We start from the raw sequence: 15,150 nt of genomic DNA, 5'->3' as shown, positions 1-15,150 counted from the left end.
ATATTTTAAAATTGTTGTTGAGAATGAGGATCTTTTTTATTTACTCTATAAAATAACGCAATAAAGCATAGGTTGGAAAAGCACAGCATGAAACGGATATTATTGATTATAGCAGGTTGGTTATGTGTTGGATTAGCTACATTAGGTGTTATTTTGCCTGTGTTGCCCACTACACCTTTCTTATTACTTGCTGCATGGTGTTTTTCTCGCTCGTCAAAGCGCTTCCATTATTGGTTACTTTATCGCTCTTGGTTCGGCCCTTATTTACGATATTGGCAAACTTATCGCGCTATGCCTAAAGGGGCAAAACCTAAAGCTATCTTAGTGATCTTAATTACCTTTGCGATTTCACTGTGGTTAGTGTCTATGCTTTGGGTCAGAATATTATTGCTGATAATCTTAGCGTGTTTGTTGATATTTATGTGGAGACTTCCTGTTAATGACCAACAAGAAGCTCCATGTGAAAAATAACGTTACTCAGGCAAAACTTACTCAGGCAAAACAATGTAACGTGCAAATATCTCGTCAAGATTAGCTAATAACCACTCTCTACCATAAATATTCTCTTCTTCTAACACTGATTTTAGAATATCAGGTGTATAAGCAAGAAAAGCTTCATGAGAAAGAGGCCAATAACTGATATGCCATGGCTCGTAAGCAATATCGCTCTCTTTATGAGTAAAAGGACGATAAAAATCATACACAGACATATTTTCTGTTAGCCATTCATTAAGCTCTGCAAAATAGCCACCATTCTCATATTCCCAAGGTTCTAATTGTAATGATTGACCTTCAGGTAGACGAAAAGGATCGTAAATATCAATCTCAGTGCCCCAATGATGGCGACTTGCACCAGGCAATGCTGACCATTTTAAAATAGCGATACAGCGCTCACCTTCTGATAATGCATGAATATCTATTGGCTGGCTTTGTGCATCTAAAACAGGGCGAGTACCTTCAAACTTTCCATTCCATATAGCTAATTGGCGATTAAAATCACGAAAAGAGCTGGCTGGCATTAATTTAAAGCCTGCTTTTGTGGCTTGTTGTTGTAATGCTAAAAAGGCCTTAGTGGCATTAAATTGTAAGCGATGCTGACCGGATAAAGTGACTAAATGNGCTGGCATTAATTTAAAGCCTGCTTTTGTGGCTTGTTGTTGTAATGCTAAAAAGGCCTTAGTGGCATTAAATTGTAAGCGATGCTGACCGGATAAAGTGACTAAATGATCGGTAGAACGGCCAGTTAGCATTAAAGGCGTTATCATAAAATAAGTTGCTCCATAACCCGCTGATAAATTCGGCTAAGTTGTTGTAAATCTGCTGCATTAACGCACTCATTAACTTTATGAATTGTTGCGTTAACAGGGCCTAATTCGACAACTTGCGCTCCCATTTGGGCAATAAATCGACCATCAGAAGTGCCTCCACTGGTGGAAAGCTCTGGTTCTAAATTGGTGTAATGCTTGACGGAGTAACGTACAGCTTCAAGTAATTTGCCTTGCCTAGTAATAAAAGGCTGACCAGATAAAGACCATTCCAGTTGATAGCGAAGTTGATGCTTTTGTAATAACGCTTCTGTACGTTGGCGAATTTCTTCATCTGTAATGGCGGTACTAAAGCGGAAATTAAATTGAATAAACAGTTCTCCAGGGATCACATTATTGCTGCCTGTACCTGCATGGATATTGGCAATTTGCATTGTGGTTGCTGGAAAAAATTCGTTACCTTCATCCCAAACCGTATTAACAAGCTCTTGGATAAAAGGGGATGCAAGATGAATAGGATTTTCTGCAAGGTGAGGATAAGCGACATGACCTTGCACACCTTGAATAATTAAATTTGCTGTTATTGAGCCTCGACGACCATTTTTTACCATATCGCCTAAATGATGTTGGCTTGAAGGTTCACCCACAAGGCAATAGTCGAGACGTTCGCCTCGTGACATTAAAGATTGTACGACTTTAACTGTACCATCTGCGGCTTTAGCTTCTTCATCTGATGTAATTAAAAAAGCGAGTCGTCCACGGTGATCAGGATAAGAGCGAACAAAACGTTCTGCCGCTACAATCATGGCGGCAAGCGAGCCTTTCATATCTGCCGCACCACGTCCATATAACATACCATCACGAATAGACGGTTCAAAAGGCGGGTTATCCCACAAATTAGGATCGCCTGTTGGCACAACGTCAGTATGACCAGCAAAAGCCAGTGTTTCACCTTCACCACCACGGCAAGCCCAGAGATTTTCAGTTTCACCAAAAGGCATTCTTTCAATCGTAAAGCCAAGAGGGGCAAGCCTATCGATAATCAGTTGCTGACAACCTTGATCATCAGGGCTGATTGAGGGGCGCGAAATCAGTTGTTGTGCAAGCTCAATAACAGGACAGGACATAAAAATTAGGCTCCTGTAAAGGTCGAATAATCATTGATATCAAAACCAACAATAAAGCGGTTGTCTGATGACACAAGAATAGGGCGTTTAATGATGGCGGGTTTATCTAACATAAGTAAAATTGCAGAGGTAACATCAGTGATTGCGTTTTTTTCTTCATCAGATAATTGACGCCAAGTTGTTCCTCTTTTATTCACAAGTGTCTGCCAATCTAAATTTTCTGTAAAGGTGCGTAATAATGCTTCCGTCAAACCCTCTTTGCGGTAATCATGAAACGTGTAGGGAACATGATTATCATCTAGCCATTTACGTGCTTTTTTGATTGTATCGCAATTTTTTATGCCGTACATGGTATATGTCAGGTTTGTCGTGGACATGATATTTTCCTTATATGACAATACGTAATATTAGTATTGATGAGAATGAGTGTTATACAATTCCAAAATAACAGCTTTTGTTGTAGTGAAAAATCCTATTTACATTATAAAATATATCGGATATTAAACTGTCACGTTAGTGTAACGAATTGTGTAGCGTAGCGTAATACAAATACGAATAAAGATTTCCGTTGGTAAAAGAGAATATGAAAAGTATTTCACTGAGTCTTATATTGCTTTTACTTTCTTCTTTTAGCTGGGCAGATGAAGAAAATGACAGTCAAAAAGTTGATGAGTATAAAATAGCCTTAGAGGCTTTTTTTAACAGTGATTATTTATTGTGTTTGGGCGAAGGGAAATGGCCTGTGTATAGCAATGAAGATGATGCACCTTGGGTGCTAGAAAGAATGCATGCATTAGTTGAAGCAGGATTGATTGAACAAACCGCAAATGGAGAAGAATGGGTGTTCAATCTCAGTGAAAAAGGGCGCAGAGCATGGCAACCTTATCAAGACTTCTGTTATGGTCACCTGTTCATTAGCCAAATTAAAGAGATCCAACCGATAGGATCAGGCAAAAGTAAGATTTATTTTTATTATGGTGTCAAGGGTATTCCTTCATGGGCAACCAATGAGGAAATACAATCCGCCTTTAGCGAACTTGATATTGTGATTAATGGAATCAATCGAGAGCTGTATCAGTTAAATATCGAAAAATTACCAGATAACCATTTTAAAGTATTAAGTTATCCTGTTCCCATTGAGTAGAAATGACTTAATATAGCACTAAGCAAAATATTCAATAATAGCTCTGATTACCCCGACCCAGTGTCGGGGTAAAGCGTTTAGTACTGATGCTTAATAAGAATAAGACTGGCAGCTAAACGAGAAGTAACTTGCAGTTTCTTTAAAATATTACGAATATGAACTTTCACGGTTTCTTCAGAAATAAATAAATTCTCAGCAATTTGCTTATTTTTCATACCAGCAGACACTTCATGAAGAACATCCAACTCTCTTTTAGTTAACGCTGAAAGTGGATCAGAATAGTTTTGCCTAAGCTGAATATATTGCCACACTCGCTCACTATAAACTGGATGCCCAACAGCCGCTTTGCGTAGGCTAAGTAATAGCATGTCTAACTCACACTCTTTTAAAAGATAACCGTTTGCGCCTGCATCCAACGCAGCGTAAACATCATTACGCGAATCAGAAACGGATAAAACAAGAACATAAGATGTTAAACCAGAGCGACGAAGTGTTCGAATAATATCAATACTTGAACGCCCTTGTAGATTCAAATCCATCATAATTAAGTCTGGATTTAACTGTTTTGCAGCGGTTACAGCCTCTTGAGCATTGCCACTTTCGCTTACTACGACAAAATCCTTGTCTTTTTCTAACAATAGCCGTAATCCATATCTCATGATAGGGTGATCATCCACTATCATAATTGAGTAGCTAGGCATAACCCCTCTCCCTAAAAAAAAATAATAATGTGCGTAATCTTTCCAATAGCAGAAAATAAAAAAGTAAATTCCAAATGAGGAATAAAAATTAGAATCAGACATCTTATTAAAACAATAAGAAAATAAAATTGACGGTTGGCAATATTACACCAATTATTGTTACGGGTAAAAAAGAAAATAACCAAAACGACTAACAAAAAATCCAATTTTATAAAATCTTTATAGTTACAATGAGTTGTGTGGAGATAAGGCTATTTTAAAAATAATCAACAGGTGAAAATAGTTATTGTTTTTTTAAACAATATAAAAAAATTAATTATTTTAAATGTTAATTTAATATCTGGTAAATAATAAACAAATATTGTCTTTTTTCTGTTCGAGTTTATTACACCAATGAAATTAAATAGCGTTAATAATATACCTATAACTAGGTATTAATTGTTTATAATAAATCTTGTTTACTAATTTGAAAAAAGTGTCGGAGCCGTCATGATTTAACGCTCCATTACCATTATACTAACGAAGCCCTTACCCTATTGATACAAAGGATATGAAGATGGAAGACAAATTAAAACAAAGCGCTCTAGATTTTCATGAATTTCCCGTACCTGGCAAAATCACAGTAACACCGACAAAACCACTTACAACCCAACGTGATTTAGCATTAGCTTATTCACCGGGTGTCGCCGCTCCTTGTTTAGAAATTGCAGCAGATCCTCTTGCCGCTTATCGCTACACAGCCAAGGGTAACCTTGTCGCGGTAATTTCAAATGGTACAGCGGTACTTGGACTTGGAAATATCGGTGCCTTAGCAGGTAAGCCTGTGATGGAAGGTAAAGGCGTTTTGTTTAAGAAGTTTTCTGGCGTTGATGTTTTTGACATTGAAGTTAATGAGACAGATCCTGATAAACTCGTCGATATTATCGCATCATTAGAGCCAACATTTGGTGGTATCAACCTCGAAGATATTAAAGCACCAGAGTGTTTCTATATTGAGAAAAAACTACGTGAGAAAATGAACATTCCTGTATTCCATGATGATCAGCATGGTACAGCGATTATCTCTACAGCCGCTATTCTCAATGGCTTGCGTATTATTAAAAAAGAAATTAGTAAAGTAAAATTAGTGGTATCAGGAGCAGGTGCCGCGTCTATTGCTTGTATGAACTTATTAGTTGCTTTAGGGCTAACACGCGAAAATATCACTGTATGTGACTCTAAAGGGGTTATCTACCGTGGGCGTGAAGCTAATATGGCAGAAACTAAAGCCGCTTATGCAATTGAAGATAACGGTACTCGTACATTAGATGATGTTATTAATAATGCTGATATTTTCTTAGGTTGTTCAGGGCCTGGCGTATTAACGCAAGAAATGGTCAAAAAAATGGCACGGGATCCACTTATTCTCGCGCTAGCAAACCCAGAACCTGAAATTTTACCACCGCTAGCAAAAGCGGTACGTTCTGATGCGATTATCTGTACAGGACGTTCTGACTACCCAAATCAGGTTAATAACGTATTGTGTTTCCCATTCATCTTCCGTGGCGCATTAGACGTTGGTGCGACAACAATTAATGAAGAGATGAAACTCGCTTGTGTGCATGCTATTGCTGAATTAGCACTCGCTGAACAAAACGAAGAAGTTGCTTCTGCTTATGGTGATCAGGAACTCTCTTTTGGCCCTGAATACATTATTCCGAAACCGTTTGATCCACGTTTGATTGTGAAAATTGCGCCAGCAGTTGCAAAAGCGGCGATGGATTCTGGTGTTGCAACACGTCCAATTGAAGATTTCTCTGCTTATATTGAACACCTTAATGAGTTTGTTTATAAAACGAACTTATTTATGAAACCTATTTTCTCGCAAGCGAAAAAAGAGAAAAAACGTATTGTGTTAGCAGAAGGGGAAGAAAACCGAGTACTGCATGCAACACAAGAATTAGTAACATTAGGATTAGCCACTCCAATTTTAATTGGTCGCCCTAGTGTGATTGAAATGCGTATTCAGAAATTGGGTTTACATATTAAAGCCGGTAAAGACTTTGAAGTGGTGAATAATGAAAACGATCCACGTTTCAAAGAATATTGGCAAGAATATCACCAAATCATGAAACGCCGCGGTGTATCACAAGAGCAAGCTCGCCGTGCAATGATTGGCAATCCAACACTTATTGGTGCCATTATGGTTCGTCGAGGTGAAGCGGATGGCCTGATTTGTGGTACTGTGGGCAGCTATTCTGAACATTTTGAAATCTACAAAAATGTGTTTGGTTTACGTGAAGGAATGGAAACAGCAGGGGCAATGAATGCGCTGCTATTACCAAGTGGTAACACCTTTATTACAGACACTTACGTCAATGAAGATCCAACCGCAGAACAACTAGCAGATATTACGATTATGGCTGCTGATACTATTCGTCGCTTTGGTATTGAGCCAAAAGCAGCGCTGGTTTCTCGTTCAAGTTTCGGCTCATTTGATAGTCCATCTTCAATCAAACTCAGAAAAGCATTAGAGATAATCAAACAACGTGCACCTGAATTAGAAATTGATGGTGAAATGCATGCAGATGCAGCATTAGTAGAATCTATTCGCCGTGATGTGATGCCAGATAGCCCATTAAAAGGCTCTGCAAACCTGTTAGTTATGCCAACAATGGAAGCTGCACGCATTAGCTATAACTTACTACGTGTAACTAGCTCTGATGGTGTGACAGTAGGGCCAGTGTTAATGGGGGTTGCTAAACCAGCCCATATCTTGACACCAATTGCATCAGTACGTCGTATCGTAAATATGGTGGCATTAGCTGTTGTTGAAGCTCAGGCACAATCTCAGAATTAATTGTCACTAATTTAGTTATTCCATCTATAAAGTAAAGCGCCTTTTTCAGGCGCTTTTTTTATACTCTTTAAATAGGTATAAAAAATATTAAATGCAAATTAATATAATAATGATATTGATAATTATTAACAATAATATTAACCTATGCGTCTAACTAAAGTAGGTATATATAACTAATAGGATGATTATGTTTTTCTCAATATCAAAAAGGATCTTACTACTAGTTTCATTAATAAGTCTTTCAGCATGTCATTCAATAGAAAAACAACCTGTATCAACCGTAGATCTGGCAATTATTCAGTCGGCAAATATCATTGATACTCAGACTGGGCAATCCATCACAGCAGACACACTGTTAACACGATTAGCAAGTCAATCACATGTGATTATTGGTGAAAAACATGACAATGCTTATCATCATGATATTGAATATTGGTTAATGACAGAACTGCCTAAAAAACGCCCTCAAGGAGCGGTTTTACTTGAGATGCTAACACCAAGCCAGCAATCATTAGTTGATAACACAAAGAAACGTTATTCAGGCTCTGAATACCTACGAGATGAGCGATTAATGGCTGCATTAAAATGGAATTCAGGTTGGCCTTGGAAATGGTATGGCAATATTGTTAAAGCAGGGCTAAGCGCTGATTATCCTTTATTAGCTGCAAATATTGATCGCAGTGAAATATCTAGTGCGTATAAAAATCCTCCTATTATTGATGGTGTGCATTCAACTGATACATCTGTTCGCCAACTTATTCAAAAAACAATTGAGCTTTCTCATGGCGGTGAACTTGATAAAACACAAGCAGAAAAAATGACAGTTATTCAGCAATTGCGAGATCGTGCAATGGCTAAAAGTTTATTAGATGCTCCGACACCGGCACTTTTAATTGCTGGCTCTTTTCATGCCACAAAAGTAATGGGTGTTCCTTTACACGTTGCTGATCTAGCGCCGAATGAAAACGTGACAGTCGTGATAATGACGGAAGAGGGAAGTGATGTTACTTCAGTTCATGCCGATTATCTTTGGATAACACCTGTCGCATTACCTTAATTTATTGATAACACGAATATGCTTATTTCCTCTTGTATGGATCAAATGCCAAAATTTCAGCTTTGCAGTTCTAAAGCATTTATTTTGGCTATCGGTGTACATGCTATTTTTGTCATAGCTTATTTTTATTTCAATAAAGAGAATACAGTACTTATACAAGAGCCAGAATTAGCTGTAATGATGAGCTTAAGTGAAAACGTACAAGCAATCAGCAATGAAAAACAGATTGTAGGAGTCGATCAACAACTAGCGGTGGCAAGCCAAAAAAAGGTAGAGCAAGATATTGCTGAAAAACAACCTGATCTAATCGTGAATGAAAACGCAGATATCTTGCTTGAAAAACCTAACAAAAGAGTCAATGTAGAGCAAACAGCTAAAGTGACACCTGTTACCTCTCCGGTAAAGCCCGCGCCTACTATTAGCGAGAATGTGTCTAGTCAATCGGCGCCTTCAAGTAGTCGCTCTGCGGCAAAACAGCAATCTAACGATGTTAGTGCAAATTATGATAGCGATTCAGATAGCTCAGAAAACGCGTTAGCATTATGGCAGGCTAAAACAAAAGGACACCTTAATCGCTATAAAGCCTACCCTGAAGAAGCAAAAAGCAAAGGCAGAACAGGTGTTTCTAAAGTGCGCTTTATTGTTGATGAACAAGGTTATGTCATATCGAGTGAATTAATTCTTAGTAGTGGCGTGCGTTCTTTAGACAGAGAAGCACAAAGAGTACTCAAACGTGCTGAACCCTTACCTATACCGCCGATAGAGTTATTGTCGAAAGGTAAAATAATGGTTGAAATGCCAATTGAGTTTTCTACACTAACGTTCTAACGACAGGTCAAAAGGAAATAAAACGTTATGCTAGTCGCAACAAAAAAACGGATGACGTTGAAATTAACGAGTGCGATCATGGCATTGTTAATTTCAGCAACACCTGCATTGGCTCAAAATCAGAAGGACTCCCTAGTGATGCCACCAAAAGCGAATAAAGTGCCTCATGTGATGACAGATCACGGAGATACGCGCACCGACAATTATTATTGGCTACGAGATGATTCACGTAAAGATCCTAACGTGCTTGATTATCTGAACGCTGAAAATGCCTATACCGAATCAGTGATGAAAGAAGGTAAGGCGCTTGAAGAAACGCTCTTTAATGAAATGGTGAGCCGTATGGCTCAAAACGATGAATCAGTACCTTATATTTATAACGGATATACGTATCGTACTATTTATCAAGAAGGTAAAGATTTCCCTATTTATCAGCGTAAACCAGTAAATAGTGAAGGTGAATGGGAAGTTCTCGTTGATGGAAACGAACGTGCTAAAGGGCACGAATTTTATCAATTAGGTGATCTGACAATCAGCCCTGATAACAAACGTATTGCTATTGCAGAAGATAAAGAAGGGCGCAGAAACTATAATGTTGCTTATAAAGATTTATCGGATAATACATGGAAAGAGAATGTGTTAACCAATATCTCTGCAAATCTTGTGTGGGCAAATGATAGCAAAACACTATTTTATGTTGATAAAGATCCGCAAACGCTACTGCCTTATCAAATCTATCGCCATCAATATGGCACTGATCGTAAGCAAGATGTCAAAATTTTCGAAGAAAACGACGATCGCTTTTATACATGGATGGGTAAAAGCAAATCTGAAGATTACATTCTTGTCTCGATTGAAAGCTCAACAACCTCAGAGTCTCGTTTAATTGACGCGAATGCACCAGAAAAGCCGATGGTTGTCTTCTCTGCACGTCAAGAAGGACGTGAGTACGATATCGACCATTTTAATGGCGAATTTTATATTCGTTCAAATCATGAGAGTGAATTGTTTGGCCTTTATAAAACCGCATCAATCGATAAGCCTTGGGAAACCGTCATTGCACCACAAAAAGAGGTCGATTTAGAAGGTTTTGATCTCTTTAATCGCTGGTTGGTTGTGGAAGAAAGAAAACAAGGTCTAGTGTCATTACGTCAAATTGATTGGAAAACAGGTCAATCAACTTATGTTACGTTTGACGATCCTGTTTATATGGCATGGCTAGGATTTAACCCACAAGCGGATAGTGAAGAACTTCGTTTTGGTTATACTTCCATGACAACGCCTTCTTCAACTTATCAATGGAATATGCAAACGCATCAAAAGCAACTGCTTAAACAGCAAGAAGTAAAAGGCTTTGAACGTGATTTGTATGAAAGTGAGCGTATTTGGGTAAAAGCACAAGATGGTGTTGAAGTTCCCGTATCATTGGTTTATCGCAAAGACTTATTTAAGAAAGGTGAAAATCCTATCTTAATTTATGGCTATGGCTCTTACGGTAGTAGCATTGATCCTTCGTTTAGTTCACCTCGTTTAAGTTTATTAGACAGAGGCTTTGTTTATGCAATTGTACATGTGCGTGGTGGTGGCGAATTAGGCAAGCGCTGGTATAACCAAGGTAAAATGGAACATAAAGTTAATACTTTTACAGACTTTATTGATGCCACTAAATATCTAATTGCCAATGGTTACGGAGCACCTAAACACGTTTACGCTATGGGTGGCAGTGCGGGGGGTTTATTAATGGGTGCTGTTGTGAATATGGCACCAGAATTATACCGTGGTGTTGTATCTCAAGTTCCTTTTGTAGATGTTGTGACAACAATGCTTGATGCTTCAATTCCTTTAACAACAGGGGAATATGAAGAGTGGGGAAATCCTGCGGATAAAGACGTTTATTTCCGCCTAAAATCGTATAGTCCATACGATAATGTGGTTGCCAAGGCTTATCCTCATTTATTAGTCACAACAGGATTACATGATTCACAAGTGCAATATTGGGAGCCTGCAAAATGGGTTGCTAAATTGCGTGAATTAAAAACAGATAATAACCTACTATTACTTGATACGAATATGAGTGCAGGGCATGGTGGTAAATCAGGACGTTTTAATCGCTTACGCGACACAGCAAAAGAATATGCCTTTATTCTGATGTTAGAACAGCCTGAAGTCTATTTTAAAGCTCAAAATATAAAATAGAATAATCTGTAATAATAAATAAGTTTAATAAATTAGCCTGTCTTTCTTTAAGAGAGGCAGCGCTATTATTTAATACGAATATAACAATAATAATATTTTCTAGTTTAATTACTTTATATAAAGCAACGTGAGCCTATTTAAATAAAAATAAAGAATAGGTTTATTATGAAATTTACAAGGAAAATACTTAGCACTCTTATTTTATTTTCGGGTGTTAATCATCTTGCCATCGCATCTGAAACAGATAAAGCGGTTCAATTTAGTAGCTTAAAAGTTTCATCAGCACAAAAAGAAACACCTGAACAAAAAACATTGGGAAAACCGGGTGCTTATAGCTCTATTGGTGAAATTAATAATCTTGAATCTGTTGAACAAGCATTACGTTCAACACCGGGAACGTATACTCAAATGGATGTGAGTCAACCGGGTGTTAGTGTCAATATTCGTGGGCTTAGCGGTTTTGGTCGCGTTAATATGATGGTGGATGGTGTCACACAAACTATGTATAGCACATCACCTAGCCAATATGCTCATGGTGCGCAACCTTACAACCAATTTAATACCATGATCGATCCGAATTTCATTATTCAAATCGACATTTCTCGTGGTCAACAAGATGGTGAAAATAGTATTAATGCCCTAGCAGGAAGTGCTAATTTTAAAACCATTGGTGTAGAAGATGTTTTATTTGAAAACCACTCTTGGGGGGTAAGAAGTAAAGCCGCTGGTGGCACAAATGGCTTAGGTTATAACGGTATGGTTGCTTTTGCAGGGCAGCGTTCATTATTTAATGATAATGGTACAGTTGGTGCAATGCTTGCGTTAAGTGGACACAAAATAGAATCGTCTTATAAAAATGGCGCGGGTTTTAATAGTGAGGAATTTTCGACAAGTAAAGAATTTAATCAAAGACCACACTCAGAACTCACTAAAATAAATATAAAACCAAACGATTCTCATGAATTAGAATTAAGTGGTCGTTTTTATAACAATAATTTTAATCGTCGTAAAATTGACGCCAAAGATTATTATGCAAAATATCGCTATACACCGTTAAATGATTTATTTGATAGCGAAATTTTGCTTAGCCACAGCCAAGCATCACAAAAATTTGAGGGTGATTCTCTTGTGAGCTTACGTGAAGCAAATGCCAAAAATATATCTGACTCATTAGTGGCCAAAAATACCAGCCGCTTTAATTACGGTGAATTGGATATGGCATTAACGCTTGGCTCAAAATTAATGTCAACAGAATACAAACGTAATGTTGTTGCGCCTTCTACTGATCCGTGGCAATCACAAAACATGGTTGAATATAATACGTTTGCACCGCAAGGAAAAAACGATTTAACCAGTTTCTTCTCACAAATGAAATTTGAATATGATATTTATACGTTAGATCTCAATTTAAATTATGTCGATTATCATATTAAAGGGCGTAAACCTGCTTGCGATCCAACAGCTGCTTGTTTCCCTGAAGGAGAAATGAATGTCAATCGCCATGATAGAAATTGGGATCCTGGAATGTTGCTTTCTGCTGAAATTATTCCAGAATTTCAGCCATTTATAAGTTATGCACAAACGATGAGAGCACCTACATCTCAAGAGATCTTCTTTGCCAATGAAGGTGGTGCATCAATGAATCCATTTTTAAAAAGCGAAAAGGCAGATACTGTTCAATTAGGTTTTAATAGCTATCGCCCTGATTTAATTATTGAAGGTGACAGCCTACGATTTAAAGGATTGTGGTATCACACAAAAATCAAAGACTACATTTCTAGTGATTCTTATTTTGTATGTCAAGGTGGGGTGCGTTGTAAAAATGACGGTTCTTTAACGAATGAGGATTATGCAGGAATAGAATATGATGGCAATATTTTCCTGTATACCAATAGTCTTGAGCCGGTAACTTTACGCGGTTATGAACTTCAAGCAAATTATGATGCAGGAGTTTTTTACACAAACCTTTCTTATAGCGATCAGCGAACATCTCAACCGACGTCGATTGCCAGTACTGACTTTGGGCAAACACCCGCTTCTGAATTACCTAAATATTATGCCACTATTGATACCGGTGTTCGCTTCTTTGATGACCAGTCATTAGAATTAGGTACTGTGATCCAAATAACAGGAAAATCACGCAAATCCGCACCAGAGGGGCTAGATTTCGATACTGGTAAGGTTCCTATGGTAGAACAAGAAAAAATCCCAACGGTCATTGACGTTTATAGCAATTACCAAATTAATAAAAATATCTCACTGAAATTTGCTGTGCATAATTTAATGAATAAAAACTATTCTAATGCGCTTGATAGAAGCAATTCAGCGCCAATTATGCAAGAGCCAGGAAGTAATACTCAAACTGCTCGAGGTCGAAGCTACTTATTTGCAGGAGAAGTCCGTTTTTAATATAACGTAATGATTATCTTAAAGCATAAATAATAAAAAACGGCATCAATATAATTCTGATGCCGTTTTCTTTTTGTATTTATATTGATCTAAGCCATTTGATGGGGCTAATTATCATTTTTAGAAGCAGTTTTACGTTTAGCTCTTATCTTTTGTGTTTTAACCACTTCACTAATGATCCAACCATCTTCAACACGGGTTTTTAGTGGATCGCCCACTTTCACTTGTTTGGTATTTTTCAGCACTTCTCCAGACTCTGTTTCGCTAATACTGTAACCGCGAGAAAGTGTTGCGAGAGGACTCACACTTTCTAAACGAGAACAGCTAATAGCGAATTGTTCACGTTGACGAGATAACTGTAGTGAAATACTTTCTCTCATACGGTAAATCAACTGCTGTTGTTGGCGAAGTAATGCTTGAATTTGTGAACTAGGTTCTTGGTAATTAAGGCGTTTTTGTAGTTGTGTTTGTTGATGTTGCTTGGTTTGCAATAGCCGCTGAAAACTAGAAACTAAACGTTGTTGTGTGGAAGCTAATACATTTTGCTGACGAGCAAGACGTAAATGAGGATGTTGTTGCTGTAAACGATGATGAAGCTGTGTTTTTGCGCGTAATTTTTTCGCTAAATAGTAATCCATCGCCATTTCAAGGCGTTGTTGCTGTGACTGCAATTGGCGCAATAGCTCAAGTTTGTTACGACTAATAAGTTCTGCCGCCGCAGAAGGGGTTGGTGCTCTAAGATCGGCAATAAAATCAGCAATGGTCACATCGGTTTCATGACCAACTGCACTCACAATTGGAATTTCACTGGCAAAAATAGCACGAGCAACGCGTTCATCATTAAATGCCCAGAGATCTTCTAATGAACCGCCACCACGACCAACAATTAAAACATCACACTCTTTACGGCGGTTAGCAAGTTCGATGGCATGAACAATCTGCATAGGCGCTTCAGCACCTTGAACAGCGGTTGGGTAGATAAGCACAGGCAAAGAAGGATCACGGCGACGAAGAATATTTAATATGTCGTGTAGTGCGGCTCCCGTTGATGAAGTGATAACACCAATCTGTTTAGCGGGAGATGGTAGGGGTTTTTTATGAATAGCATCAAATAACCCTTCAGCACTGAGTTTTTGTTTTAATAGCTCAAATTGTTGTTGTAAGAGCCCGTCACCAGCAGGTTGCATACTCTCAACAATCAATTGGTAATCGCCTCGTGGTTCATACAATGTAATTGTTGCGCGAACTAAAACCTGCTGACCATGCTGAGGGCGAAAAGTAACTTTAGTATTTTGCCCACGAAACATCGCCGCTCTAATTTGGGCATTAGTATCCTTTAACGTAAAATACCAGTGTCCAGAAGAGGGTTGAGTAAAATTGGAAATTTCAGCGCTGATCCAAATGCGACCCATTTCCATTTCTAATAACTGGCGAACGGTCTTATTTAGACGGCTAACAGTAAAAATATTATTGTTTATCGGTAGTGTCATGTGAGCCAGATCAAATTTTAAAACAAAGACTTAATTGATTGATACTACCTAAGTTAGTGACAGGATCAATAAAAATTTTGAAAAAAAGCTAGAA

Annotated in this window: 12 protein-coding genes; 7 read left to right on the top strand and 5 right to left on the bottom strand. The window is 37.9% G+C overall.

Translation table 11 applies throughout. The features are described 5' to 3' along the window. Window positions 1-87: 87 nt before the first annotated feature. Complete coding sequence (locus CBE70_RS17585) at window positions 88-471, top strand: DUF454 family protein (RefSeq protein ID WP_100160346.1); 384 nt, start codon at window positions 88-90, stop codon at window positions 469-471. 17 nt (window positions 472-488) lie between these two features. On the opposite strand, the gene CBE70_RS17580 is transcribed toward CBE70_RS17585, so the two are convergent. The 3 genes from CBE70_RS17580 to CBE70_RS17565 are packed head-to-tail and all read right to left on the bottom strand — an operon-like array spanning window position 489 to window position 2,769. Next, window positions 489-1,265, bottom strand: a complete 777-nt coding sequence (locus CBE70_RS17580) for a M15 family metallopeptidase (protein WP_232797431.1) — start codon at window positions 1,263-1,265, stop codon at window positions 489-491. Continuing rightward, on the bottom strand, window positions 1,262-2,392 hold the full coding sequence (gene dapE, locus CBE70_RS17570; protein ID WP_100160345.1) for a succinyl-diaminopimelate desuccinylase: 1,131 nt from the start codon (window positions 2,390-2,392) through the stop codon (window positions 1,262-1,264). The genes CBE70_RS17580 and dapE overlap by 4 nt, the downstream gene beginning before the upstream one ends. A 5-nt stretch (window positions 2,393-2,397) precedes the next feature. Continuing rightward, a complete protein-coding gene (locus CBE70_RS17565; protein ID WP_100160344.1) occupies window positions 2,398-2,769 on the bottom strand; it encodes an ArsC family reductase in 372 nt (123 codons plus the stop codon). Window positions 2,770-2,975: 206 nt separating this feature from the next. Between CBE70_RS17565 and CBE70_RS17560 the strand changes: the two genes are divergently transcribed. Continuing rightward, window positions 2,976-3,536 carry a hypothetical protein gene (locus CBE70_RS17560; RefSeq protein ID WP_100160343.1) on the top strand — a complete coding sequence of 187 codons (561 nt, stop codon included), beginning with the start codon at window positions 2,976-2,978 and terminating at the stop codon, window positions 3,534-3,536. A gap of 77 nt (window positions 3,537-3,613) precedes the next feature. Here CBE70_RS17560 and CBE70_RS17555 read toward each other — a convergent pair whose 3' ends face one another. After that, window positions 3,614-4,237 (bottom strand): response regulator, encoded by a 624-nt coding sequence (locus CBE70_RS17555; RefSeq protein WP_100160342.1) that lies wholly within the window; start codon window positions 4,235-4,237, stop codon window positions 3,614-3,616. Window positions 4,238-4,793: 556 nt separating this feature from the next. On the opposite strand from CBE70_RS17555, the gene maeB reads away from it, so the two are divergent. The 5 genes from maeB (at window position 4,794) to CBE70_RS17530 (ending at window position 13,566) form a co-directional block, all read left to right on the top strand. Further along, window positions 4,794-7,076, top strand: a complete 2,283-nt coding sequence (maeB, locus tag CBE70_RS17550) for an NADP-dependent oxaloacetate-decarboxylating malate dehydrogenase (RefSeq protein WP_100160341.1) — start codon at window positions 4,794-4,796, stop codon at window positions 7,074-7,076. A 187-nt stretch (window positions 7,077-7,263) separates the two neighbouring features. Further along, window positions 7,264-8,133, top strand: coding sequence for a ChaN family lipoprotein (locus CBE70_RS17545; protein ID WP_100160340.1), 870 nt, complete (start codon window positions 7,264-7,266; stop codon window positions 8,131-8,133). 45 nt (window positions 8,134-8,178) lie between these two features. After that, window positions 8,179-8,961, top strand: a complete 783-nt coding sequence (locus CBE70_RS17540; protein WP_232797430.1) for an energy transducer TonB family protein — start codon at window positions 8,179-8,181, stop codon at window positions 8,959-8,961. A gap of 27 nt (window positions 8,962-8,988) precedes the next feature. After that, entirely contained in the window at window positions 8,989-11,157 is a 2,169-nt protein-coding gene (locus tag CBE70_RS17535) for a S9 family peptidase (protein ID WP_100160338.1), read from the top strand. A 165-nt stretch (window positions 11,158-11,322) separates the two neighbouring features. Continuing rightward, window positions 11,323-13,566 carry a TonB-dependent receptor gene (locus tag CBE70_RS17530; protein ID WP_100160337.1) on the top strand — a complete coding sequence of 748 codons (2,244 nt, stop codon included), beginning with the start codon at window positions 11,323-11,325 and terminating at the stop codon, window positions 13,564-13,566. 107 nt (window positions 13,567-13,673) lie between these two features. Here the strand turns inward: CBE70_RS17530 and xseA are convergent, their stop codons facing one another. Next, on the bottom strand, window positions 13,674-15,056 hold the full coding sequence (gene xseA, locus CBE70_RS17525; RefSeq protein ID WP_100160336.1) for an exodeoxyribonuclease VII large subunit: 1,383 nt from the start codon (window positions 15,054-15,056) through the stop codon (window positions 13,674-13,676). Window positions 15,057-15,150 lie beyond the last annotated feature (94 nt).

This window comes from Proteus columbae (assembly GCF_002777965.1).
GTDB classification, from domain to species: domain Bacteria; phylum Pseudomonadota; class Gammaproteobacteria; order Enterobacterales; family Enterobacteriaceae; genus Proteus; species Proteus columbae.
This window is presented reverse-complemented; position numbering and strand designations above follow the sequence as displayed.